Genomic DNA, 22,876 nt, shown 5'->3' on the forward strand with positions numbered 1-22,876 from the left:
ACTTGTACAATTGGATAGCCCAATTGCGTTGGAGGAGTCGTCCTCATGCCCGTTGCCGTCGGTATGATTCAAAGCCTCGGGTTTCCGTCTATTTTAGCGGCGGCCGATGCGGTCGTGAAGGCGGGGCGAGTGACGTTGGTGTATTTCGATAAGGCTGAAAGAGGTCAGTTCGCGATCGCCTTTCGCGGTCCGATTTCAGAAGTGAAACAGTCGATGGACGCCGGACTCGAAGCGGTTGAAAAAACCTTTGGGGGTGAGATTATCTCTCACTATATCGTTCCCAATCCTCCTGAAAACGTGGTTGCCGTGTTGCCGCTCGAGTATACGGAAGCCAGCGAGCCGTTTCGATAGGGCGATCGACGTGAACCCTTCAACAAACTTGTTTGAAAAACAGTTTCAAACAACGTCGCCACACTCCTTAGAATAGGGAGCGGACGTATTCGGGCGAAGCTTTTTTTGAGATTTGCGAACTCTAGGAGACGAACAGTGACACAACAGGCAGTTGGAGCGATCGAAACGAAGGGATTCCCCGGTATTTTAGCCGCCGCCGATGCGATGGTGAAAGCCGGACGAGTTACCCTCGTTGGATATATCCGTGTCGGAAGCGCCCGATTTACGGTGAACATCCGGGGTGACGTTTCGGAAGTCAAACAAGCGATGGACGCCGGAATCGCCGCCGTCGAACGCACGGAAGGGGCAACTCTGGAATCTTGGGTTATTATTCCCCGTCCTCACGAAAACGTCGTGGCCGTGTTGCCGATCGATTTCAGTCCTAATGTCGAAGCCTTTCGCGATGCGGTCGAAGGGGTGAGAATGCCTCGGTTGTCCAATACGTGAATAGGTCGGGAGCTCGATCGCCCCGCTGCTTTAGCGCGGGGTGGAAAAGCGACTCGTGCGGCATCCACAGCGCCGTCAGCTTCCTTAATCCTATCTATCCAATCTTCGATTAGTTGAGTCATCGTTTTGCGCTTCTGCTTGGCAATCCGTCTTAGCTTCTCAAGTCGTCCTGCCTCAATCCTGACACTTAGCCTTAATTTCATATAGCTCATATAGCTGGCTACCCATTGACTACCCCAATATGCGATCGTCATAACATGAAGACACTCAAGTTCAAGCTGTACAACCACAAGCGAAATCGCCACCTGAAGCGCATCGTCAACGCCTCGGGAACGATTTACAACCACTGTATTGCGTTACATCGTCGGTACTATCGGATGTGGGGCAAACACTTGAACTGCGCCAAGCTCCAGAAGCATATCGCTAAACTCAGGAAACGGAATCCTTTTTGGAAAACCGTTGACGCTCAAGCCGTGCAAGACATCTGCCAGCGTATTGAAAAAGTGTATCAGTTGTTTTTTAAGCACAGAGACAAAGGGGTTCGTCCTCCTGGGTTTAAAAAAGTCAAAAAGTACAAGTCGTTTACTCTCAAGCAGAACAACTACAAGTTTCTCGGTGGAAATCGAGTCAAAATCTGCGGTCGGGTGTATCAATTCTGGAAGTCCAGAGAAATTGAGGGAAAAATTAAGACCGTGACGGTTAAACGGACTCCCTTGGGAGAGATGTTTCTGTTGGTCACGGTAGACGCTTCTTCAGAGCCGATTGTCAAAGTCGAGATGGGTAAAAGCGCTGGCTTTGACTTCGGACTGAAAACGTTTCTCACGACCTCTGAAGGCTTCAGCATTGACGCACCGCTGTTTTTCAAGCAATCTCTCCGCGAGATTCAAAAGGCGAACCGAGAACTGTCTCGCAAGCAGAAAGGGTCGAACAACCGAGAACGCGCTCGGAAAAACCTAGTTCGTCGCCACGAGGACATCGCTCACCGACGAGAAGACTGGTTTTGGAAACTAGCGCACTGGCTGACCGACCAGTTTGACGTTCTCTACTTCGAGACGCTGAACTTGAAAGCCATGCAACGGTTATGGGGGCGCAAGATATCCGACCTAGGATTTCGGTCGTTCCTGCAAATTTTGGAATGGGTTGCCCAGAAGAAAGGAAAAACCGTTGCCTACATCGATCGCTGGTTCCCGTCCAGTAAGACCTGCTCCTGCTGCGGCTATGTTCTGGACGAGTTGGATTTAAGCGTGAGGCGGTGGCGCTGCCCGTCCTGCGGGTCGGAAAACGACCGGGACGAAAACGCCGCAATTAACATCAAACAGGTTGGGGCATCAACCTGTGGGTTAGGCGAAGTTAGTCAGGCTCCGCCTGCATTGGCTGTTTGAACCCAGAATCCCCGTCGCGTGACTCGCGGGGAGTTTGTCAACTCTTCTTCCTCGTCCTAATCGAGCTGGGGTGATGGGAAGATGATGAGGTGAGAAGATTTCCCATCATCAGGTCATCCCATCATCACTTCATCTTTCGTTGGAGGTTGCCATCGATCCGGCAACCCCATAGAATGAGAGATCGGACTTTTGACGGGGCGATCGGCACGTTTGCGATCGCTGCTGCCAAATCCGTCTTTTTAAGTTTCCTCGAATCCTATCGTCATCATCGCTCGAAAACTATCATGAAGAAGCGCGTTCAACTCCTGCTCGATCGAGACGTTCGCAAACTCGGCAAAGCGGGTGACGTCGTCGATGTCGCTCCCGGCTACGCGAGAAATTACTTAATTCCCCAAAAAATGGCGGTTCCGACGACGCCGGGAATTCTCAAACAAGTCGAACTCCGCAAACAACAAGAACTCGAACGGATCGCCCAACTGAAAAGGGACGCGGAATCCCAGAAAACGGCCCTCGAAACCATCGGCCGTTTTACCGTGCAGAAACAAGTCGGCGAGGGAGATGCGATCTTCGGAACCGTCACCGATCGCGAAGTCGCCGCCGCCATTCAAGAAACCACCGGACAAGAGGTCGATCGCCATACGATTACCCTCCCCGAAATCAACAAAACGGGTTTCTACAAAGCGCAAATCAAACTGCACCCGGACGTCTCCGCGCAAATCGAAATTCACGTCACACCTTTGTAAATCTCGTCGAACATCTCGCGAGTCAGTGTGCCAAAGCTGAACTCAGGTTTCCGCAAACTGACCCCGAAATTCAACCAAATTTCTCGTTTCCTCAAACTCGCTACGATGACGGGGGCGCTAAGCTGCTTCGAGCTGGCGTCCCCGTTGTTTTACCCGTCGTTTCGAGTGTTTCGAGGGGTTGAGTAACAAAACTTAAAGACTCAAACGTCCCGAGACGCCAGACTCAGTAGTACCCTGAGAAATAATGCTTTGGCATCTTACGGACAAGCTGATTCGAGGCAGTTCGTCTCGGACAGTCCGATCGCCAATGCGATAACACCCTTGGATTCATTCAATCGAGAAAAAAAACTATGATTCAACGTGGTTCTAAGGTGCGGATTCTTCGCAAAGAATCTTATTGGTACCAAGACGTCGGCTCCGTCGCGACCATCGACCAAAGTGGGATTCGCTATCCCGTTATCGTTCGGTTCGACAAAGTGAACTATACCGGTTTTAGTGGCGCTTCCGGTGGCGTCAACACCAACAACTTCGCCCTCGACGAACTCGTGGAAGTCGAAGCACCCAAGAAGAAGAAAAAATAAACCTCGATCGCACAGTTCGACGGTTTTCGTCGGCTAAGGTGCGTCAGCGGTTTGGGGTTAGCGTTTGCGGCGATCGATCGCAGCGAACGTCTAACCCTTTCTCGTTTTTTGTATCTTGCTTGCAATGATTCTTTAGCATTTTTCTACTGAACCCGTGCCAGAACTTCCCGAAGTCGAAACTGTCCGTCGCGGCTTAAACGCGGCCACCCGCCGTTACACGATCGCTGGCGTCGAAGTCTTACTCGATCGCACCGTCGCCGCCCCCAACGCCATCTCGGACTTCGCGTCGGGACTCGAGGGACAAGCGATCGCCTACTGGCACCGTCGGGGAAAATACCTGTTGGCGCAACTCGGCGACGATCCCGAACTCGACAGCCTGCAACCGACTCCCCACGGTTGGCTGGGGGTTCACCTCCGCATGACCGGACAGTTGCTGTGGTGTCGCCGAGACGACGCACTCCAACGCCACACGCGGATTCGTTTGTTTTGCCAGGGCGAGGGTGAGAGCGATCGCGAACTGCGATTCGTCGATACCCGTACCTTCGGCCGCCTCTGGTGGGTTCCGCCGCACACCCATCCCGCCGCTGTCGTGACTGCGTTGCTGTCTCTCGGTCCCGAACCGTTCTCCGAAGACTGTTCGACGGACTATCTGGCCGAAACCCTGAAAAATCGACGCAAACCCATTAAAACCGCCCTTCTCGACCAAACCATCGTCGCGGGAGTCGGCAACATCTACGCCGACGAAACCCTCTTTCTCAGCCGCATTCATCCGACGCGCCTGTCCTGCGAGTTAAGCTGGCAAGACCTCGATCGCCTGCGGGGAAATTTAGTGCGCGTCCTCGAAAACGCGATCGAAGCCGGTGGCACCACGTTACGGGACTTTCGCAGTGTCGAGGGAACCAACGGCAACTACGGCGGCCTCGCTTGGGTATACGATCGCGCTGGAGAACCCTGCCGCGATTGCGATCGTCCCATCGAACGCCTCAAACTGAGCGGGCGATCGTCCTATTTTTGCCCAAACTGTCAGCCAGATATCAGACGCGACTCGAATTAAGAGTCAAAATCAACCTAAAATTCCGGCTAAATTCGACGTAAGATGAAAAGCAAGACAGACGTTTGAACGAAAACAGTCCATGCCAGCAGCCAAAAAACTCAAACGCGGTTCGTTCGTCCGCGTCGCCCGGGAAAAATTTGAAAACAGCCTGGAAGCCCAAGCCAGCGACAGTCGGCTTCCCAACTACATCTTCGAGACGCGAGGCGAAATCCTAGAAACCGAGGGAGACTACGCTCTCGTCAAATTCGGCATCGTTCCCACGCCGAACGCTTGGTTCCGTCTCGACCAACTCGAAGCGTTTGAGTAAATCGGACGTTTCGATGCGATCGATATCGCTCGAATCCCGTTCCTCTCACTTTCCGCCGTAACTGCGATCCTGCGCCCCCCAAATGCCCATGAACGCTTCGGTTTCCTCCCCCTCTCCTCCCCGCGATCGCCGACAAAGCCGCGTTTCGATCGTCGGAGCGGGTAAAGTCGGCAGTACCCTCGCCCAACGCATCGCCGAAAAAAATCTAGCCGATGTCGTCTTGCTCGATGTGGTCGAAGGCTGGCCGCAAGGGGTGGCGCTGGATTTAATGCAAGCCCGAGGTCTCGAAGGACACGATCGCCAGGTCGTCGGCACGAACGATTATGCCGACACCGCCGAGTCCGACGTCGTGGTCGTTACCGCCGGTCGCCCGCGTGCGCCGGGCATGGATCGCAACGATTTGATTAAGACTAACGCTGGCATTGTCGTCGATGCAGCGAAACGGGCGATCGAACGATCGCCCGACGCGATCTTTATTATCGTCACCAATCCCCTCGACGTGATGACTTACGTGGCTTGGCAAGCGACACAACTGGCTCCCCACCGCATCGTGGGCATGGCAGGAGTTCTCGACTCGGCGCGATTGCAGACGTTTATCTCCTTAGAACTGGGGGTTTCGACTCAAGACGTGCAGGCGATGGTGTTGGGCAACCACGGACAGCAAATGATTTCCCTCCCTCGCTACTGCACGGTCAAAGGCATTCCTTTACCCGAACTGCTCGATGCCGCCACGATCGATCGCCTGGCCGAGCGCACCCGCAACGGCGGCACGGAAATCGTCGAACTCATGCAGCGAGGCGGTGCGTACTTCGCTCCCGCCTCCTCCATTTACACGATGGTCGAGAGTATCCTCGCCGATCGCTCGCGTCTCGTCAGTGCGGCGGCTTACCTCCAAGGAGAATACGGCATCGAAGGTCTGTTCCTCGGCGTACCCTGTCGCTTGGGGCGTCGCGGGGTCGAGCAGATCGTAGAACTGTCTCTGACGGACGACGAACGCCACGCCATCCAAACGTCAGCGGCTTCCGTGCGCGACAACATCGAAAACGCCAAGCAGGTTCTCGGTTGGTCGTGAACCGGACTGAAGTTTCTCTAATCCATTGCCATTTGCATCAGAACAGTGTGGGTTCCCGGTTCGGTGCTATCTTCAGGCGGACGACGTTGAATATAGGTTCCGTCCGGTTGCAGCTCCCAGGCTTGGCGATTGTCCGAGAGCATGATTCCCAAGATTTCCTGTAAGTCTTTGGCGAGGGTCGGATCTTCGATGGGCGTAATGGCTTCGACGCGGCGGTTGAGGTTGCGGGGCATCCAGTCCGCACTGCCGATAAACACCTTCTCGTCTCCTTCGTTGTTGAAATAGAAGATGCGCGAGTGTTCTAAGAAGCGTCCGATAATGCTGATGACGCGGATGTTCTCGCTCACGTTGGGAACGCCGGGACGCAAACAGCAAATTCCCCGCACGATCAGATCGATTTGTACTCCTGCTTGAGAGGCTTCGTACAGGGTTTCGATAATCTCGCGATCGACCAAGGAATTCATTTTCGCGACAATGCGCCCGGTGCCGCCGTTTTCGGCGCGATCGATTTCCTGTCGGATGAGGGCGAGGGTGCGATCGCGCATATTGACGGGAGCCACGAGCAGCTTGCGATACGACCGCTGGCGGGAATATCCCGTTAAGTGATTGAACAAATCCGTCAAATCCGCCCCGAGTTCCTCTCGACAGCTCAGAATTCCTAAGTCTGTATACAGTTTCGCCGTTTTGGGGTTGTAGTTTCCCGTTCCGATGTGGACGTAGCGGCGGATGTGTTTCTTCTCCTGCCGCACCACCATCGAGATTTTAGTGTGGGTTTTTAAGCCAACGAGGCCGTAAACGACGTGAACGCCCGCCTGTTCGAGCTTTCGCGCCCAAAGAATGTTGTTTTCTTCGTCAAAGCGAGCTTTCAACTCCACCAACACCGCGACTTGCTTTCCGTTTTCGGCGGCGGCGATGAGGGCTTTAATAATCGGCGAATCTCCCGAAGTGCGGTACAGCGTCATTTTGATCGCTAAAACGTCGGGATCGTAAGCGGCCGCCGTAATGAAGTGCTGCACCGTCGCCGAAAAGGAGTGGTAGGGCAGATGAACCAGCAGATCGCCCCGTTCTCGAATTTCGGTAAAGAGATCTTCGTCGGTTTCTGTATTGGGTTCGGACGGATCGAGTTCGAGATCGCCAAACCGCCGCAACCGCGCCGGAACTACAGGCGTCCAGGGGGGATCTTTGAGTTCTGGAAGTGGCAGCGACATCATCGACATCAAATCACCCAATCCCAGAATGCCGGGAAGCTCGTACACGTCGTTCGGTTCGAGAAGGAGTTCCCCCATCAGCATGGTTCGCACTTCGTCGGAAATGGTGGCGGGGACTTCCATTCGCACCACCGACCCGCCCGATCGCCGTTTGCGGAGTTCTTGCTCGATGGCCAGGAGAAGGTCGTCGGCTTCGTCTTCTTCAACGGCGATGTCAGCGTTGCGAGTAATGCGGAAGGGATGGTATTCCTGAATGTTCATCCCCGGAAATAGGAAGTCGAGGTTATGGGCGATTACCTGTTCGAGAGGAACGCCGAGCCATACCATCGATTGGCTGTCAGCTTGGGTGACGTCTTCGAGCGGAAGCGGGACGAAACGCGGTAGGACTTTGGGAACTTTGACTCGCGCGAAGTATTCTTTTTCGCTTTCGGGGTCGCGAACCACGACGGCCAGGTTGAGGCTGAGGTTGGAAATGAAGGGGAAAGGATGGCCGGGATCGACTGCGAGCGGGGTTAAGACGGGAAAGATTTTTTCCTCGAAGTAGGTTTGCAGGTAGTTTCGCTGCTCTTGGTTGAGGTCGATGTAGTCGAGGAGATAGACGCCGTGTTCGGTGAGTTGGGAACGGAGCGTGTCTTGGAAGTGATGGTGTTGTTCGGCCACCATCGGATGCAGGCGATCGCTGATGTCGTCGAGTTGTTGTTGTGGCGTGCGACCGTCTGGGGTGAGTTTGGTGACGTTCGCTTCGACTTGTTGTTTTAAGCCCGCGACGCGCACCATGAAGAATTCGTCGAGGTTAGAGCTGAAGATAGAGAGGAACTTCAACCGCTCGAGCAGGGGCGTGCGATCGTCGAGTGCTTCGTGGAGAACTCGGTAGTTGAATTCGATCCAGCTCAGTTCTCGGTTGAAGTAGTACTGCGGGTCTCGAAAATCGACCTCCGGTGCTTTGTTTTTCTTGGCCGTGTCGGAATTGCTTTTTTTGGGTTTTGCCATAGGTTGGAGATGCCAGTATCAGAGGAAACGAGCGAGCCAGACGAGAGCGTTTTCGTGAGGTGCGACGGTTAGAGGACACCGAAACGGTCGCTATCGACCCTGCTGGAAAACTTCCTCTTCTCGGCCGACCCACCACTCCCCGAGGCGATCGATGTCGTGCTGGAGTTGTGCGATCGCCTCGAGATAGTCTTCTTGAGACATGGTCGCTCGACGCTCTTTTAGCTTTTGCAACCGCAGTTGTACCAGCAGCCACGGCTTGTGCGTGCCGTCGATCGCCTCGATGTATTGGGCTAACGCTTTACTGTCCATCAGCTTACCGATTCGAGCTTAAGTTTAGCTTAACGGGCAGCTTGCCCTCCGACAACTGCGCTTTCACACCACGCTGCCGCCTCGGTTAAGTTATCCTCATAATAAATAATATTTTTTTATATCTTTTGGATATTGATATTTTCTTAGATTATCAATATCGTAGGATACAGACAGACGAAAACAACGACTTCTTGCAAAGACAGATGTTTCAGTTCCAGATTCCGTTTCCCCGCTTCGAGCTTCAAATTCCGTTTGACGGCGACCTTTTAGCCCCCCTGCGTCAGTATCTCGACGGACTCGACGTGCGCCGTCCCCGCTTAGCGCGAGCCATTTGTAACTTCGTTCCCGCGCAATGTCCCTTCGCCCGAGAAATTCGCGCGTTCGATCGCCTCTGGTTCCGCATTCCCCCTCTGTGCAAACTCAACCCCCTCTATAACGAACTCATGAGTCTGCGATTTCGCGCCCTCTGTTATTTGGATGAGGAGGCTTCTTCAGTCTAGAGGGAAGCGTGAAGAGTGAGGATAGGTCACAGTTTTCCTCATCCCCTCACCTCCTCACGGGTGACTGGTGACTGGTGACTGGCGACTGTAAGATCCCATCATCCGGTTGTCTTCCTCGTCTCCACAAAAAAACAGCCACGGCGAGCGCGGCTGTTGAAAAATGGACTAGATGGGTCGAACAGATGAAATTACGCCATGTTGCTGGCAACGAAGTCCCAGCTCACCAAGTTATTCAGGAAGGTGTCGATGTAGTTGGGACGCAAGTTTTGGTAGTCGAGGTAATAGGCGTGTTCCCAAACGTCGATGGTCAACAGAGGTTTGTGACCTTCTGTCATCGGGTTTTCCGCGTTGGGGGTTTTGACCACTTTCAGGCTGTCGCCGTCTTGCACCAGCCAAGCCCAACCGCTACCGAACTGTCCGCCTGCAGCCGATTTCAGTTCTGAGATAAAGTTGTCGAAGCTGCCGAACTCGGCGTCGATCTTTTGAGCTAAGGCTCCCGTGGGCTTACCACCACCACCGGGTTTCATGCACTGCCAGTAGAAGGTGTGGTTCCAAACTTGAGCGGCGTTGTTGAAGACGCCGGATTTTTCCGGGTCGCCTGCGGTGGCTTTGATGATATCTTCTAAAGATTTATCCGCCATATCCGTGCCTTCGATGGCAGCGTTGAGCTTTTTAACGTAACCGGCATGGTGTTTCCCGTAGTGGAATTCCAGGGTTTGCGCGGAGATATGGGGGGCCAGGGCGTCTTTTGCGTAAGGTAATTCCGGAAGTGTAAAAGCCATGTGGTTTCTCCTCTAAAGATTTCTGCGATCGAGTGCAGATGTACTTTCGTTAGACATATCGATCGAGCGGGTCGCTCGACCTGCCTCCAGCTTTCAGGCTGTTGGCAACGAAACTTAACACTACGGATCGTATCTCAAATTCTAAAACAAAGTCAAACTGATTATGAAAAAGTGGCGAGTTGCGGTTCGATCGGGCTGAAAATCGCGGCGATCGCGACGTTTGATGTTAGCACGGCAAGTCCGATCGCTTCCTCAAGCTCTTCCTGAATACACCTGCCGTTGTTCGAGCGCAAAACAACGCGACCCCGATCGCCAACCGATCGCTATCTCCTATATTAAATATTACAATTGTTGATTTTTGTTTTTTTGTAGCAAAAAATACAGACAAAAACAAAAAAAAGATATGGAGTCGATCCATTCATCAGCGATCGCTCGATCGTTGATAAGAAGTTGCAAACTCACAGGCAATCGTGGAGGCATAAGCAATGATATCGTCTATCTATAGCAATTAGTCTATTGACAATTTGCCGTACATAGCAAAAAATCTATGTATGCTTGCCGCTCAAATCTATGAGAATCACAAACCGTATCCATTTCCGAAACCTGCAAGGTGACATTTTCGGAGGAGTCACCGCCGCAATCATCGCCTTACCGATGGCGTTAGCCTTCGGGGTCGCCTCGGGCGCTGGAGCCGCAGCCGGACTCTGGGGGGCAGTCCTCGTCGGGTTTTTCGCTGCCTTATTCGGCGGAACGCCCACGCTCATCTCCGAACCCACCGGTCCGATGACCGTGGTAATGACCGCCGTTATTGCCAATCTCACCGCGTCAGCCGATACGACAGGAGAAGGCTTAGCCATGGCCTTCACCGTCGTCATGATGGCTGGCATCTTCCAAATCCTGCTGGGAGTACTGAGGCTAGGGCGCTACGTCACGCTGATGCCCTACACCGTCATCTCCGGTTTCATGTCTGGAATCGGCATCATCCTCATCGTCTTACAAACAGCACCGTTTTTAGGACAAGCCAGTCCCAAAGGCGGCGTGTTGGGAACCTTGGGCAGTTTGCCCGACCTCCTGTCCAACATCAACCCTGCCGAAACCGGTCTAGCTGTTTTAACCGTTCTGATTTTACTTTTTACCCCTTCTGCGCTGAAGAAATGGGTTCCGCCCCAATTACTCGCTTTGATCGCAGGAACTGTCGTATCGTTAATCCTCTTTCCCGATCTAGATATCCGTCGGATCGGCGAAATTCCCATGGGACTGCCCGAGTTGCAAGTTCCCACCTTTAGCCCCGATAAACTACAAATGATGTTTGTCGATGCGGTTGTTTTAGGGATGTTGGGTTGTATCGACGCGCTGCTGACCTCGGTTGTCGCCGATAGTTTGACCCGTACCGAACACGACTCGAACAAAGAACTGATCGGACAAGGGTTAGGAAACTTAGCTTCGGGGTTGTTTGGCGGTATCGCCGGTGCCGGTGCCACGATGGGAACCGTGGTGAACATCCAAACCGGCGGACGGACGGCATTGTCCGGTCTGACTCGCGCCTTTATCCTCTTTATCGTCGTCCTGTGGGCCGGGAGTTTGACCGCTACCATTCCCATGGCCGTGTTAGCCGGAATTGCCCTGAAAGTCGGTATCGATATCATCGACTGGAACTTCTTGAAACGGGCGCATCAAATTTCTCTTAAAGGTGCGGCGATCATGTACAGTGTCATCGCCTTAACCGTTCTCGTGGATTTGATTGCGGCTGTGGGTATCGGTGTATTCGTGGCGAACGTTTTGACGATCGACCGTCTCAGTCAGCTTCAATCTCAGTCGGTGAAAACGGTGACGGATGCTGACGATGTGATTAACCTTAACGAGAGTGAAAAGCGTCTGCTCGATGGAGCTAACGGACGAGTGTTGTTGTGCCACTTAAGCGGACCGATGATTTTCGGGGTAGCGAAAGCCATTTCTCGGGAACACCAAGCCGTACGGTTCTGCGATGCGTTGGTTCTCGACCTCAGCGACGTTCCCCACGTGGGCGTGACCTCTTCGCTGGCGATCGAAAACGCCATTAACGAGGCGATCGAAGAAGGCTGTCAGGTATTCCTCGTCGGCGTCACCGGACAAATCAAACGCCGCTTTGAAAAAATGGGAATTCTGAGCCGCATTCCCAACGAGCGGTTGATGATGGATCGGACTGAAGCCTTAGAACACGCGATTTCTGAGATCGGACTCGATGTGTCTACGAACGCCGAGCAACTCGTTTGACGAATCCGATCGCTGAAGTTACAACTGGTTCGATTCTAGATCCGTGCAGTCGAGAGGGCGATCGCTCTCTCGATTTTGTTTTGAGCGAATCCGGCCGTCTCGTCGTCCGGTCGTCTTGCTTTCTCGACCTCGAGATAGTCAGAGGGTTCCTGAAGGCGATACAGTGGTTTTGGCAACGGAAACTGGAGGTAAGCAGACGTGACGTTGGACAAAGAAGAACTCGGACTCGACGAACTGACGAACGACAGCGATACCATCGACTATCCTCAAGAAATCGAGACCGTCATCGCGAGTTTAGCGGAAGACCAAAAGGTGATGGTGGGTCACGACGATCGTGGCTACGCCTGGAAATTTAAGTACGGTAGCGTGCAAGTCTTCGTACAGCTAACGGGAGACACCGAAGACGATATGTTTACGGTTTGGTCGCCGGTTCTGAAGCTTCCCACGCAGGACGACGCCGGGTTAATGCAACACCTACTTCAGATGAACTGGAACGGTACGTTCGAGTCCTGTTTTGCTCTCGTCGATTCTCAGGTGGTGGTGGTGTCGTCCCGCACGGTCGCCGATCTCAATCCCAGCGAGATTTCTCGCGTGATTACGGTGGTGGCCACGATCGCCGACGACAACGACGAAGCGTTACAAGAACAATTTGGGGCATAAACCGACGATCTGGCGACTGATTCCGCAGTTACGCGCGCCGGGTTGGGTTCAAATGGGCGTGGACGAATGGCTGCTCGATCGACACCGACAGGGGAGCCATCCGCCCGCGCTGCGATTTTATACGTGGTCGCGTCCGACGATTTCTCTGGGCTATCACCAACGGCGCTATCCGGCATTTTGGCACGAGTTGCAGTGGCAAGGTCAACCCGTGTCGTTGGTGCGACGACCGACGGGGGGGCGGGCGGTGTTGCATAGTGGAGATCTCACCTACGCCATCGTCACGTCGGGGATGTCTGGAACGCGATCGCAGGTGTATCGGCAGCTTTGCGAGTTTTTGATTCTCGGATGGCGACGGTTGGGGATTCCGTTACATTTCGGCGATCGCGATCGCGGGGAATACGCCCGACGCCACAGTTGTTTCGCCACCGCCACGGGAGCGGATTTAGTCACCTCTGACGGGACGAAGTTGATTGGGAGCGCCCAACTTCGCCGAGGAAAGGCAGTGTTACAACACGGTTCGATGCAGTTGTCGCCGCCTCGGGAATTGTTCGATCGCGTGTTTGGGAGCGTTCCCGACTCTATCTCGCATTCTTGGCAACGTGGAGTCGAACCAGCCGAGATCGACGCGATCGTCGCGGTTTTGACGCAAGCCGCGCGAGAGTGCTATAATGTAAAATTTGTGGTTCGATCGCTGTCCGAGCGAGAATGGCAGGAAATTTACTCTAAAATCGAAGTTTTGAAATCTCAATTTTCGTCTTTAGAAGTCCGCAATTCATAATGCAGGTTAATGGCTCGGAGCGAGTAAATTTAAAACGGCAACACCTGCGACAATTAGCCCAATTCCTAAGATGTGAAATTGCGTGAAGGGTTCTTTAAACAACCATACACCTGTCATCGCGACGAGAGCCGTTCCTAACCCCGCCCAAATTGCATAGGCAATACTTAAAGGAACGTATTTTAATGCTTTAGAAAGCAGTGAAAACGATGAAGCATAGCCGAGAACGACAAAAACAACGGAAACCCAATTGCGATATTCAGAGAAAAATTTTAACGATGTAGTGGCAACGACTTCGCTAGTAATTGCAAATAGTAAAAATAACCAACCCTTCATAGTTGTCGATCTTGCTTTAATACTTTATATAAAATTATAAGTATTCTCGATCGACACGATCGCGCGATTTGATAAAGACTTCGAGAAGATTCAATTAAGATTATGTGAAACGTACGCGATACAGTTATTTTTAGATCGAAATAGATCGAGAAAGTATTTTTTGTATTTTAGGTCGCTCTAGAGATCGGCTGCACGCTCGATCTGAAAATCAGTTTTCTTGTGAATCGATTGGCATTTCGCCCCTTAAAGCTGTTTCAGGCGTAATTTCACATCATTCAAACAAGCTTTATTTAAATATTCAAGCAAGAAAAATTGAATATTTTTAATATTACAAATCCCAATCATCGATCGTCGTCAAAAATTTAAAATGAATGAATTTTTAAAATTCGATATGGATGTACTTTTCAAAATCTATAAAATAGAAATTTTAGAGTGAGAGTGACCGAACCAGAATTGAAATCGATAAAAGCTACCGCCAACCGCCCCTCGAAAATCGAAGCGATCGCCCAAACCCAACTGCTTTCAGCCTGGCAGTTTCACCGACTTTGTCAATACACCCCCCAACCCTCGTACTTCGGTGAATTTCCCCCCTCTATATTCGCCTCGGTCATAGGGAAAATCGACACCCAAACCTTACGCCAGTTTTGCGACGATCTCGCCGAGTATGTCAGTCGTCACAAGTTCCCAAACGCCCGGTTCGATCTCGTCAGCGATCGCGGATGCGTCCGCCTCACCCTAGACTATGCCGGAGAGGGAGCGATCGGACGAGTCGTGCGCCTTCAAATCGACGGAACGGCATCCGTTGCCTTCAAAGCATTTTTCGACCCGGATTTCGTTTGGCAACATGGACCTTGGGGAGAAATACCCGTGGGAATTTATCTCAAAGCCTCGGGAGTGACGCGAGACGTGGCCGAGTTTTTCGCCGCAGGAACCATCTGGTTGATGTGGGAGTGGATCGAGGAAGACACCCACCCCAAAACGCGACGGGGACTCGAGTACGCTACCTTCGCGCGACGGGAAGGACTCACCGCCCTCAATCCCCTCAACGGGAGTAATTACAACCGCTATGGCATCCGCGTCGATCTCGGCGGCGTTCAGAAAAACTATCTCGGACGTCGCCTGCGAGACGGACTGTATACCATCGGATTCTACACCCGCAAAATTCGCCGAGAAGGATGGCGATCGATGGCGGTTTACTTTAACGCTAAATCGATTCGCTACGCCCTCAAACGAGGATTGCGGTTGCTGGGGTTGACGTGACTCTGGAGGGCGATCGCCTTCTGCAAAACGAATCCGGTAAAGTAATGTAAAGCCCCCCTCGGGCTTGGACGTAACGCTTTGAGAACCGATCGTGGAATACCGACGCTTTGGACGCACCGAGTTGCAAATGCCCGTGTTCTCCTGTGGGGGAATGCGCTACCAACATTCGTGGAAGGACGTTCCGCCTGCGGAGATTCCCGAGGCCAACCAGCGTAATTTAGAGGCGACGATTCGGCGATCGCTGGAATTGGGAATCAATCATATCGAAACGGCGCGAGGATACGGAACCTCGGAAATTCAACTGGGGCGCATTCTCCCGAAACTTCCCCGCGAAGAACTCATCGTTCAGACGAAAGTGATTCCCACCGACGATCCTCTCGAGTTTCGCATGACGCTGAAGCAGTCCTTGCAAAACCTACAACTGGACTACGTGGACTTGCTGGGAATTCACGGCATCAACACGCCAGAACTGCTCGAGTATACTCTGCGACCCGGTGGCTGTTTGGACGAGGCGCGAACCTTTCAGCAACAGGGTCGCGTTCGCTATATCGGCTTTTCGACTCACGGTGCGACGGAGTTAATCTTAAAGGCGATCGCATCGGGTCAGTTCGATTACGTCAACTTGCATTGGTATTACATCAATCAAGCCAACTGGCCGGCGATCGAAGCCGCCAGACACCACGACATGGGGGTGTTTATCATCAGTCCTTCCAACAAAGGGGGAATGTTGTACGAACCCTCGCCGAAATTGGTAGAACTGTGTCGGCCGCTATCGCCGATCGTCTTTAACAACCTGTTCTGTCTGAGTCGTCCCCAGGTTCACACCTTGAGTTTGGGGGCGGCGCGTCCGTCAGATTTCGACGAACATTTAAAGGTGTTACCGTTACTCGATCGCCCCGAGGAACTACTTCCGCCGATTTTAGACCGTCTCGAACGAGCGGCGATCGACGCTTTAGGAGAAGCCTGGTATAAAACCTGGCATCGGGGACTTCCCAGTTGGGAGGAAACGCCGGGAGAGGTGAATATTGCGGCGATTCTGTGGTTGCGAAATCTGGCGGTGGCTTACGATTTAGTTGAATACGGGAAGATGCGGTACAACCTGTTGGGAAACGGCGGTCATTGGTTCCCCGGTGAAAAAGTCGATAAAGTCGATGTGCGATCGCTCGAGTCCTGTTTGAAAAACAGTCCTCATCGAGATGTGGTTCTGGCGATGTTACGAGAAGCCGACGCGTTACTGGGGGGACAGGAGGTGAAGCGACTGTCGCAGGAGTGAGTCTCGAACCGTTCCTGTCGGCGAACTGTCACGATCGCCGGTTTCTCCCGTTGAAGTGCCGCATATCTTAGGGGCGATCGCCTGGAGAGTATGCCGAGATGTCGCGAGAATCGAGCGTTTTTGGAACCGTGGGGAGACTGCTGGCGGGAACCCTTTTCGCCGGAATTGCCATCGGGGGAATCGAGGCGATCGCCCCCATTTTTCCGTCCGAGACGACCCAAGCCCAGGACGAAACGCCTCAACCCGCGATCGCGCCGACACCACAACCAATTCCCTCGATGCTAGAGTTAGAGCGGGCGTTGCAACAGCGGCAATGGCAACACGCCAGCGAGATGACTTGGGCGCGATTGGGACGGGGTGCAGTGTTACCCGACGGGCGAGCGTTTCGCCAGTTTCCTTGTGCAGAACTCGCCGAAATCGATGCGTTGTGGCGACGCAGCAGCGGCGATCGCTACGGTTTGAGCGTCCAACGGAATTTGTGGACGCTTTTGGCTCGGAAATATCCCCAACGCGATCGTGCCTACACTGAATTTAGACAGACTGTCGGGTGGACAGACTCTACGCGTCCTTACCCAGTCGGTCATTTTCCCAACCAAGCGTTTTGGGCAACGGGAGAGATTTTGTGGTTTGGCTGTGGCGATGCGGCTTGTTCCTTTCCCCGAACGGAAGTGGAAGAAACCCGACTGGCGTTAGAGTTTGTTGTTCCGAGGCTGTTGGAATGTCGAATTCCCGAACTCTAGGTAAATTGAATAAAAAATCAATAGAAATGCTGGCAAACTCGATCGATGCTGTTGAATTGATAAACACACGGAAAGATTCCATTTAAATTGTATTTCCACTGACTTTAAAATGTACGATCGCACTTTAGTAATGACAGTTTTTTGTCTATTTCTACTGAAGTTCCCCCAGTAAATATACTCAAAAGTCTCTCAAACGTTTACAGGAAGGGAAAGAGGGCGTGGAACCCGCCGACCGCCGTACCCATGTAATTTAAAGATTTTCTTAAGATTTTGGGGGGGAAAAGAAATCCGCTAAAATGTAGTCATGTATATAGAACGAGTTCCCAATCGAAATTCACCCCCAGCCGTCCTGCTCCGAGAATCCTACCGAGAGGGCAATAAAGTTCGCAAACGAACCTTAGCTAATTTGTCAAAATTGCCCTCGGAAACCATCGAAAACTTGCGGATTGTCCTCAAAGGAGGAGTGGCCGTTGAAAACTACGGTGAGGCGTTTCAAATTCAAAGGAGTTTACCTCACGGTCATGTCTCAGCGGTTTTAGGAACGCTCAAACAACTCGGAGTGCCGGAACTTCTCGATGCCAAAGCCTCGCGAAATCGTTCTTTAATTGTGGCGATGCTCGTAGCTAGAATCCTCGAACCTCGTTCTAAATTGGCGACATCGAGGGGATTTTACGGGGAAACTTGCTCTTCTTCGTTGAGTCATCTTCTGGGAGTCAAATCGACGGATTAAGATGAATTATATAACGCCTTAGATTGGCTGTTAGTGCGACAAGAATCGATTGAAAATCAATTAGCCCAAAAGCATCTGGAAGAGGGAGCCTTAGTGCTTTACGGTGTGAGTTCGACTTACTTTGAAGGTGAAACTTGTCCCCTCGCCCAATATGGCTACAGTCGAGATAAAAAGCGAGGCAAGCGACAAATTGTCTTCGGTTTGCTTTGTAATGGTGAAGGCTGCCCCATTGCCGTAAAAGTCTTTAAAGGCAACACCTCTGATACAAGCACCTTGGGGAAACAGATTGAAAAAGTCCGCCATCGCTTTGGTCTGAAATGGGTGGTGTGGGTCGGCGATCGAGGTCTGATTACTCAGACACGCATAAAAGGAGAGTTATCCGCTTTAGAAGACCTCGATTGGATTACGGCTTTAAGAGCGCCTCAAATCCAGAAATTAGCTAAACAAGAGGTCATTCAACTGGGATTGTTTGACGAGCAAAACCTGGTAGAAGTTGAATCCGCCGATTATCCGGGAGAACGATTGATTGCTTGTCGCAATCCCTTGAAGGCCGAAGCTGAGCTTCAAAAACGAGAAGTTTTATTGCAAGAGACGGAAAAAGAATTAGAGCGAATTGCCCAGGCGACTCGCCGAAAAACTCGGAGATTGCAAGGCGCTGACCAAATTGGACTGCGAGTCGGTCAAGTCCTGAATAAGTATCGCGTGGGGAAATTCTTCCATCTCGAAATTGGGGACAACGACTTTTCTTATTCTCGTAAGTTGGAAGACTTAAAGGTGGCCACCACTTTAGATGGAGTTTATGTCCTTCGTACCTCGGTGGAGTCCGAATGCTTAGATGCACCGTCCACCGCTTGCGCTTATAAAAGTCTCTCTCGGGTCGAACAGGCTTTTCGTTCTTATAAGACGGTCGATTTAAACGTTCGTCCGATTTATCATCGTCTCGAACACCGCGTTAAGGCTCATGTGTTTCTTTGTCTGCTGGCTTACTATGTTGAATGGCACATGAGGCAAGCTTTAGCGCCTCTGCTTTTTGATGATGAGGAGACTCCCTTGCTCCACTCCGATGGGGTCAGCCCCGTTCGACGGTCGCAGAAAGCTAGAGCTAAGGCTCGTAAGAAGAGAACTTCGGAAAATTTGCCTGTACATAGCTTTTCGACCTTGATGCGGGATCTCGGTACGATTACTTTAAACAAAATCACTTCCCAATTAGAGGGAGTCGAGCTGACTTTTTTCAAAATTACTCAACCGACTCCCCTGCAACAGAAAGCGTTAGATTTGCTTAAGGTTTCTCTCATTGTACCCAGTAGCTGACCGGGCGAAAATCTGATATCCCTTGCCCAGCATAGGTTGTACTTTTTTGTCAAAGGGGAACTTCAGTCAAGATTTTCCTGAAACAACCCAGGGGGCTGAAGCGCCAGAAACCTCCCCTTATTGTCGATCGAAGGCATCGTCACTTGTCTACTCAGCGCCTCCTTAATCCATATCATCGTTCACCTTGAAAGGGCTGGCATTGCCCACCCTACAAATGGGGTGAATGCGGTTGTTCTGTCCTCATCTCTATCACTGGTGACTGGTGACTGGCGACTGGTGACTGTATTTAAAGTTGTCCGAGAGCCTTATGCGTCTGGGGAACGACGCGCACGTGGGAAATCGTGCGTTTCATCATTGTTTGCCACGCCAGAACCCTCTCGGGGGAGGGGACGACAGCATCGCGAAAGGTATCTTTGCGTAAGGCTTCGTTTTGCGCCCGTAATACACCATTAAGGGGAGTGACGGGTTGGAGATAAACGGGGATTTCGGGAGCGATGCGGCTGACGAGATGGGCGACTCGTTCGAGTTCTTGGGCGAGGGTGCGATCGCACACGACAGTTTTTACGAAAACGGAGACGTTAGCCTCACAACAGAGTTTGAGGAAGGCTTCGTGTTCGGCCCAGTGCATTTCACCGCTGGAACTCGGAAGTTTGATGTCCATTCCCACTAAGTCGAGATAGGGAAGAATCAGTTTGAGTTGTTCGGGACGGTGGCCGCCGGTTTCGAGATAAATGGGCAGTTGCGTGCGATCGATCGCTCGAGGGAGAAATTCGGCTAAAAAAGGCGCGTGTAACAGCGGTTCGCCTCCTGTGATGCTGATGCTATCGTGAAGTCCCGGTCGGTTTTGTCGTTCGACCCAGGTTAAGAGAGTGTCGATCGAGACGGGGTTGGGATACGTATCGAAATCTCGCAAACCGGGAGTACGTTCGACGCGATAGGAGGCAGGAGCAAACCAGGTTTGGGCGCTGTCGCAGTACAGACACCGTAAGTCACACAGGGCAAACCGCACGAAAATCTGTCGCGTTCCGACGTTAAGACCTTCACCTTGGATCGCAGAAAAGACTTCGATTAATCGGGCTGTCGTGGGGGTGGAGATCGTCATGGTCGGCGTGAGGTCGAAACAGAGAATCTTGGGAGGACTTGACTGCGATCGATTGTGACACAGAAGACGGGGAGAGCGGGCGATCGAACCGAGACAGGACAACACAAGAACGCGTATCAAACTGTCGTGTTAGCGTCACGAGACCTTAATGCTGATTTCCCTACGCCCGGTCTGGGAATCGGTCGATCGCCAATTTCGTCGGCGATAATATTAATTTTTTAAACAAAGTATTGACAAAGTCAGGATTTATTTTAAAAAAAATCTTCTAAATTTGAGATTGAAATTCGAGGCGATCGGGGGAGCAAAATAGAGCTATTACCTCTCGAGACTGCGGTTTGAGTTTTGGGTGGTAACATGGGTTTTCCCTTCTGGCGGTATTATCGACGATCTGTTTCTGCTGAAGAAACACCCGCTGATGAGACCTTGTATGGCACAGTTAAGAGGGGAGATTTTCATCGATGCGATCGATTGGAGTTAGTCTAATTCGGCTTTGACGGCTTAGCCTGGATTCCCATTCTAGAGAGGGTGTCGGAAACTCCACGATCGCGGGTTTCTTTCTCGGATAAAGGCGATCGCGTTTACAATAAGTCTTCAAGGGAGAATTTGTCGTGATGGGTACAAGACCAACTCGAACCGGGGCCGATCGTCAACTGAGTTCCATCGCTTTGATATAATTCCCAATGAGGAAACTCTTGAGTCATGACGGAAAAGGTATAAACGCTCAAGTTGTTTTCAAAAGTCAGTCGAGTATCCCAAAGCGGTCGAAATAATCCCACAGAAATCAGAGCGTGACGGTTAAGGTCTTTTAAAAGAAATTCGAGCGATTCGGGTTTGTTATAACAGCTTGCCACGATCTCGTTATTTTTTTCGACTCGCCAATAGCAAGAATCGGTCAAAAGAAACCATTCTTCCAGCTCTCGATCGATTTCGTCGCGACAGGAGAAAGATGGATTTGGAGAGGTTCGATCGATGTTAGCTTCAAAGACTAGAACGAAACAGCGATCGCTATCTAATATGGCTCTCCTCGGTGTTTTCCCGAGAAGAGGCGTTAGTTTTTCTCGAACAGTCTCTAAATCTGCTTGTAAAATTGTCATAATTCAGTCGTCTTTGTAGGATTTTTAGGCTCAGAACTCTTGTGATAAGACCAACTCGAATTTGAACCAAGGGACAAAACGTAACCGTTAGGCATGAAGAACATCCAATCATCACACTCATTATAGTTGATTGGAAACGTTCGTAAAATTATTTCATTGTCAAAAATAAAAATTGTCTCTCCAAAAGGGTAAGAAATCTCTACAGATGTAATAATTTGTCCCTCGAGCTTTTGCAATGCAAATGCAATTTGAGATCGATCGTCATTTGAACCCGCTAAAACGCGATCGCCTTGTTCGATGCGCCAGCCACACATATAAATCCACAGCCCCCATTCGCCGCGATCGGGTAAAGGGGTTTTTTGGATTCTTTTTAAACGGGTACTTTTAATTGGTTCGGGTGGCAGTTTTTTGCCAAAGTTAAACGTCAAAAAGCTGCCAATTCCCTGCCAAGGTTGCCATAGCTTTTCTTGTTTGGATAAAAAAGGAGCGAGTTTTTTTTGAATCTCATCTAGATCCCTTTTATTTAGTGCCATACACTTTGATTTTTGATTTTGTAGCTTAACATACTACAATGTTTTGTATTAAATTTCAATTGCTCTCAATTAAAGATTACTATTTTTAACAAAAATAAAAATTTGTTGGCTTGAATGTCTCTCCATCTTTTTTCGATAAGCTAGGTTTTAAGAAGTCTTCACCACATCCCCCCTTATACGGAATCCGTTCCCGATAAGCTAGGTTTCAAGAAGTCTTCACCACATCCCCCCCTTAGCCCCCTATCCCCCCTTCGCCCCCCTTTGAAAGGGGGGTTGGGGGGATGGTTGGGGGGATAGATAGGGGTTTGTCAGGTTGGAAAAAACCAGTGTTTGAGTCCTCGACTCCGCTCGGACTCAACGCTGAGCGAAGTCGAAGCGAGCGAAGTCGAAGCGAGCGAAGTCGAAGCGAGCGAAGTCGAAGCGTTGAAATTCGGATTTCGGATGAGATCCCCAGCACCTTGGAGATGTCGGGGATCTGGAGAAACCATCCGATTTTCGGATAGGGTACTTCACTATGACTATATTTTGATTCACCTTAAAGTTCTTGATTTTGAGCTGTTATACAATTGAGTTTTCGATAATTCACGTCGTCCAGCAATTATTATGAGGTAAGTTGTTTAAATAGAAAATTATATGGACAAACTGACACAGTTACCCAAAAATTTGCCCGTTCCAGTCGATGACGGTGCTTGCGATCGCTTACTTGGAAAATTTTTACCATCCGTCAGTTTATTGTCAACTCAAGATAAATGGATCGATCTATCAACGAGCGCCAATTTCGTTGTCATTTATTGCTATCCCATGACTGGACAACCGGGGGTTTCTTTACCAGATGGATGGGACGAGATTCCTGGGGCAAGGGGATGTACTCCACAATCCTGTACGTTTCGGAATCGTCACCAGGAATTAGGGTTTGCTGAAAAAGTTATCAAAAGCTGGGGGTGGAAAATGAACAAGAAGCCGTCTTGCTCAAGGTATAAATCTGAATTGACTTAACTCGTCCACTTTATAAGTTACAATAATATTTCTCGACAAAATTATGAA

24 protein-coding genes and 1 pseudogene are annotated in these 22,876 nt (G+C 51.1%); 17 read left to right on the forward strand and 8 right to left on the reverse strand.

From position 1 onward, the window contains the following. The first annotated feature begins 45 nt into the window (after positions 1-45). The 8 genes from POG22_RS07105 to mdh all read left to right on the forward strand — a co-directional run bounded on the left by POG22_RS07105 (position 46) and on the right by mdh (position 5,976). On the forward strand, positions 46-351 hold the full coding sequence (locus POG22_RS07105; RefSeq protein ID WP_017659504.1) for a carbon dioxide-concentrating mechanism protein CcmK: 306 nt from the start codon (positions 46-48) through the stop codon (positions 349-351). Between the two features lie 135 nt (positions 352-486). Next, a complete protein-coding gene (locus POG22_RS07110) occupies positions 487-837 on the forward strand; it encodes a carbon dioxide-concentrating mechanism protein CcmK (RefSeq protein ID WP_017659505.1) in 351 nt (116 codons plus the stop codon). Between the two features lie 257 nt (positions 838-1,094). Continuing rightward, complete coding sequence (locus POG22_RS07115) at positions 1,095-2,219, forward strand: RNA-guided endonuclease InsQ/TnpB family protein (protein ID WP_498904436.1); 1,125 nt, start codon at positions 1,095-1,097, stop codon at positions 2,217-2,219. Between the two features lie 284 nt (positions 2,220-2,503). Then, the gene (rplI, locus tag POG22_RS07120; RefSeq protein WP_026097458.1) at positions 2,504-2,962 is read left to right on the forward strand and encodes a 50S ribosomal protein L9; all 459 of its coding nucleotides are present in this window, start codon (positions 2,504-2,506) and stop codon (positions 2,960-2,962) included. Between the two features lie 350 nt (positions 2,963-3,312). Beyond that, on the forward strand, positions 3,313-3,543 hold the full coding sequence (locus POG22_RS07125; RefSeq protein ID WP_017659509.1) for a photosystem I reaction center subunit IV: 231 nt from the start codon (positions 3,313-3,315) through the stop codon (positions 3,541-3,543). Between the two features lie 154 nt (positions 3,544-3,697). Then, positions 3,698-4,597, forward strand: a complete 900-nt coding sequence (locus POG22_RS07130) for a DNA-formamidopyrimidine glycosylase (protein ID WP_498904438.1) — start codon at positions 3,698-3,700, stop codon at positions 4,595-4,597. A 79-nt stretch (positions 4,598-4,676) separates the two neighbouring features. Beyond that, on the forward strand, positions 4,677-4,904 hold the full coding sequence (locus POG22_RS07135) for an NAD(P)H-quinone oxidoreductase subunit O (RefSeq protein ID WP_017659511.1): 228 nt from the start codon (positions 4,677-4,679) through the stop codon (positions 4,902-4,904). 88 nt (positions 4,905-4,992) lie between these two features. Beyond that, a complete protein-coding gene (mdh, locus tag POG22_RS07140; RefSeq protein ID WP_063718037.1) occupies positions 4,993-5,976 on the forward strand; it encodes a malate dehydrogenase in 984 nt (327 codons plus the stop codon). Positions 5,977-5,993: 17 nt separating this feature from the next. On the opposite strand, the gene ppk1 is transcribed toward mdh, so the two are convergent. Both ppk1 and POG22_RS07150 read right to left on the reverse strand, forming a co-directional pair. After that, positions 5,994-8,174 carry a polyphosphate kinase 1 gene (gene ppk1, locus POG22_RS07145; protein ID WP_498904439.1) on the reverse strand — a complete coding sequence of 727 codons (2,181 nt, stop codon included), beginning with the start codon at positions 8,172-8,174 and terminating at the stop codon, positions 5,994-5,996. 90 nt (positions 8,175-8,264) lie between these two features. Next, entirely contained in the window at positions 8,265-8,483 is a 219-nt protein-coding gene (locus tag POG22_RS07150) for a hypothetical protein (RefSeq protein ID WP_017659514.1), read from the reverse strand. 203 nt (positions 8,484-8,686) lie between these two features. Here POG22_RS07150 and POG22_RS07155 point away from each other — a divergent pair, with 203 nt between their 5' ends. Next, the gene (locus POG22_RS07155; RefSeq protein WP_017659515.1) at positions 8,687-8,983 is read left to right on the forward strand and encodes a Mo-dependent nitrogenase C-terminal domain-containing protein; all 297 of its coding nucleotides are present in this window, start codon (positions 8,687-8,689) and stop codon (positions 8,981-8,983) included. 188 nt (positions 8,984-9,171) lie between these two features. Here the strand turns inward: POG22_RS07155 and POG22_RS07160 are convergent, their stop codons facing one another. After that, entirely contained in the window at positions 9,172-9,765 is a 594-nt protein-coding gene (locus POG22_RS07160; RefSeq protein ID WP_063718032.1) for a superoxide dismutase, read from the reverse strand. Between the two features lie 570 nt (positions 9,766-10,335). On the opposite strand from POG22_RS07160, the gene bicA reads away from it, so the two are divergent. Further along, positions 10,336-12,018, forward strand: coding sequence for a SulP family inorganic anion transporter (gene bicA, locus POG22_RS07165; protein WP_498904442.1), 1,683 nt, complete (start codon positions 10,336-10,338; stop codon positions 12,016-12,018). A 35-nt stretch (positions 12,019-12,053) separates the two neighbouring features. Here bicA and POG22_RS07170 read toward each other — a convergent pair whose 3' ends face one another. Further along, on the reverse strand, positions 12,054-12,194 hold the full coding sequence (locus POG22_RS07170; RefSeq protein ID WP_498904443.1) for a hypothetical protein: 141 nt from the start codon (positions 12,192-12,194) through the stop codon (positions 12,054-12,056). A 22-nt stretch (positions 12,195-12,216) separates the two neighbouring features. Here POG22_RS07170 and POG22_RS07175 point away from each other — a divergent pair, with 22 nt between their 5' ends. Together POG22_RS07175 and POG22_RS07180 are read left to right on the forward strand one after the other, a co-directional pair. After that, the gene (locus tag POG22_RS07175) at positions 12,217-12,678 is read left to right on the forward strand and encodes a YbjN domain-containing protein (protein WP_498904444.1); all 462 of its coding nucleotides are present in this window, start codon (positions 12,217-12,219) and stop codon (positions 12,676-12,678) included. Further along, positions 12,668-13,456 carry a lipoate--protein ligase family protein gene (locus POG22_RS07180; RefSeq protein ID WP_498904445.1) on the forward strand — a complete coding sequence of 263 codons (789 nt, stop codon included), beginning with the start codon at positions 12,668-12,670 and terminating at the stop codon, positions 13,454-13,456. Before POG22_RS07175 ends, POG22_RS07180 begins: the two co-directional genes overlap by 11 nt. A gap of 6 nt (positions 13,457-13,462) precedes the next feature. On the opposite strand, the gene POG22_RS07185 is transcribed toward POG22_RS07180, so the two are convergent. Next, positions 13,463-13,789, reverse strand: a complete 327-nt coding sequence (locus POG22_RS07185; protein ID WP_063718030.1) for a DMT family transporter — start codon at positions 13,787-13,789, stop codon at positions 13,463-13,465. Between the two features lie 438 nt (positions 13,790-14,227). Between POG22_RS07185 and POG22_RS07190 the strand changes: the two genes are divergently transcribed. The 4 genes and pseudogenes from POG22_RS07190 to POG22_RS07205 all read left to right on the forward strand — a co-directional run bounded on the left by POG22_RS07190 (position 14,228) and on the right by POG22_RS07205 (position 19,103). Then, the gene (locus tag POG22_RS07190) at positions 14,228-15,049 is read left to right on the forward strand and encodes a hypothetical protein (protein WP_498904447.1); all 822 of its coding nucleotides are present in this window, start codon (positions 14,228-14,230) and stop codon (positions 15,047-15,049) included. Between the two features lie 91 nt (positions 15,050-15,140). Further along, the gene (locus POG22_RS07195) at positions 15,141-16,322 is read left to right on the forward strand and encodes an aldo/keto reductase (RefSeq protein WP_498904448.1); all 1,182 of its coding nucleotides are present in this window, start codon (positions 15,141-15,143) and stop codon (positions 16,320-16,322) included. Between the two features lie 98 nt (positions 16,323-16,420). Then, positions 16,421-17,062: a GUN4 domain-containing protein gene (locus POG22_RS07200; RefSeq protein WP_498904450.1), complete on the forward strand. Its 642-nt coding sequence runs from the start codon at positions 16,421-16,423 to the stop codon at positions 17,060-17,062. A gap of 304 nt (positions 17,063-17,366) precedes the next feature. After that, a pseudogene (locus POG22_RS07205) lies at positions 17,367-19,103 on the forward strand (IS1634 family transposase). A 286-nt stretch (positions 19,104-19,389) separates the two neighbouring features. Here POG22_RS07205 and POG22_RS07210 read toward each other — a convergent pair. From POG22_RS07210 to POG22_RS07220, 3 genes are all read right to left on the reverse strand, one after another. Continuing rightward, a complete protein-coding gene (locus tag POG22_RS07210) occupies positions 19,390-20,205 on the reverse strand; it encodes a 7-carboxy-7-deazaguanine synthase QueE (protein ID WP_498904451.1) in 816 nt (271 codons plus the stop codon). Between the two features lie 578 nt (positions 20,206-20,783). Next, positions 20,784-21,299, reverse strand: coding sequence for a hypothetical protein (locus POG22_RS07215; RefSeq protein ID WP_498904453.1), 516 nt, complete (start codon positions 21,297-21,299; stop codon positions 20,784-20,786). Beyond that, positions 21,296-21,832: a hypothetical protein gene (locus tag POG22_RS07220; protein WP_498904455.1), complete on the reverse strand. Its 537-nt coding sequence runs from the start codon at positions 21,830-21,832 to the stop codon at positions 21,296-21,298. The genes POG22_RS07215 and POG22_RS07220 overlap by 4 nt, the downstream gene beginning before the upstream one ends. A gap of 633 nt (positions 21,833-22,465) precedes the next feature. On the opposite strand from POG22_RS07220, the gene POG22_RS07225 reads away from it, so the two are divergent. Further along, positions 22,466-22,828 (forward strand): thioredoxin domain-containing protein, encoded by a 363-nt coding sequence (locus POG22_RS07225; RefSeq protein WP_498904457.1) that lies wholly within the window; start codon positions 22,466-22,468, stop codon positions 22,826-22,828. The last annotated feature ends 48 nt before the right edge of the window (positions 22,829-22,876 follow it).

It is taken from the genome of Geitlerinema sp. CS-897 (genome assembly GCF_028368005.1).
Classification (GTDB): domain Bacteria; phylum Cyanobacteriota; class Cyanobacteriia; order Cyanobacteriales; family Geitlerinemataceae; genus Baaleninema; species Baaleninema simplex.

Coding starts and splice junctions, on each gene's coding strand:
- POG22_RS07105 (WP_017659504.1), top strand. CDS start 46: ATGCCCGTTGCCGTCGGTATGATTCAAAGCCTCGGGTTTCCGTCTATT.
- POG22_RS07115 (WP_498904436.1), top strand. CDS start 1,095: ATGAAGACACTCAAGTTCAAGCTGTACAACCACAAGCGAAATCGCCAC.
- rplI (WP_026097458.1), top strand. CDS start 2,504: ATGAAGAAGCGCGTTCAACTCCTGCTCGATCGAGACGTTCGCAAACTC.
- POG22_RS07125 (WP_017659509.1), top strand. CDS start 3,313: ATGATTCAACGTGGTTCTAAGGTGCGGATTCTTCGCAAAGAATCTTAT.
- POG22_RS07135 (WP_017659511.1), top strand. CDS start 4,677: ATGCCAGCAGCCAAAAAACTCAAACGCGGTTCGTTCGTCCGCGTCGCC.
- mdh (WP_063718037.1), top strand. CDS start 4,993: ATGAACGCTTCGGTTTCCTCCCCCTCTCCTCCCCGCGATCGCCGACAA.
- ppk1 (WP_498904439.1), bottom strand. CDS start 8,174: ATGGCAAAACCCAAAAAAAGCAATTCCGACACGGCCAAGAAAAACAAA.
- POG22_RS07150 (WP_017659514.1), bottom strand. CDS start 8,483: ATGGACAGTAAAGCGTTAGCCCAATACATCGAGGCGATCGACGGCACG.
- POG22_RS07155 (WP_017659515.1), top strand. CDS start 8,687: ATGTTTCAGTTCCAGATTCCGTTTCCCCGCTTCGAGCTTCAAATTCCG.
- POG22_RS07160 (WP_063718032.1), bottom strand. CDS start 9,765: ATGGCTTTTACACTTCCGGAATTACCTTACGCAAAAGACGCCCTGGCC.
- bicA (WP_498904442.1), top strand. CDS start 10,336: ATGAGAATCACAAACCGTATCCATTTCCGAAACCTGCAAGGTGACATT.
- POG22_RS07185 (WP_063718030.1), bottom strand. CDS start 13,789: ATGAAGGGTTGGTTATTTTTACTATTTGCAATTACTAGCGAAGTCGTT.
- POG22_RS07200 (WP_498904450.1), top strand. CDS start 16,421: ATGTCGCGAGAATCGAGCGTTTTTGGAACCGTGGGGAGACTGCTGGCG.
- POG22_RS07210 (WP_498904451.1), bottom strand. CDS start 20,205: ATGACGATCTCCACCCCCACGACAGCCCGATTAATCGAAGTCTTTTCT.
- POG22_RS07215 (WP_498904453.1), bottom strand. CDS start 21,299: ATGACAATTTTACAAGCAGATTTAGAGACTGTTCGAGAAAAACTAACG.
- POG22_RS07220 (WP_498904455.1), bottom strand. CDS start 21,832: ATGGCACTAAATAAAAGGGATCTAGATGAGATTCAAAAAAAACTCGCT.
- POG22_RS07225 (WP_498904457.1), top strand. CDS start 22,466: ATGGACAAACTGACACAGTTACCCAAAAATTTGCCCGTTCCAGTCGAT.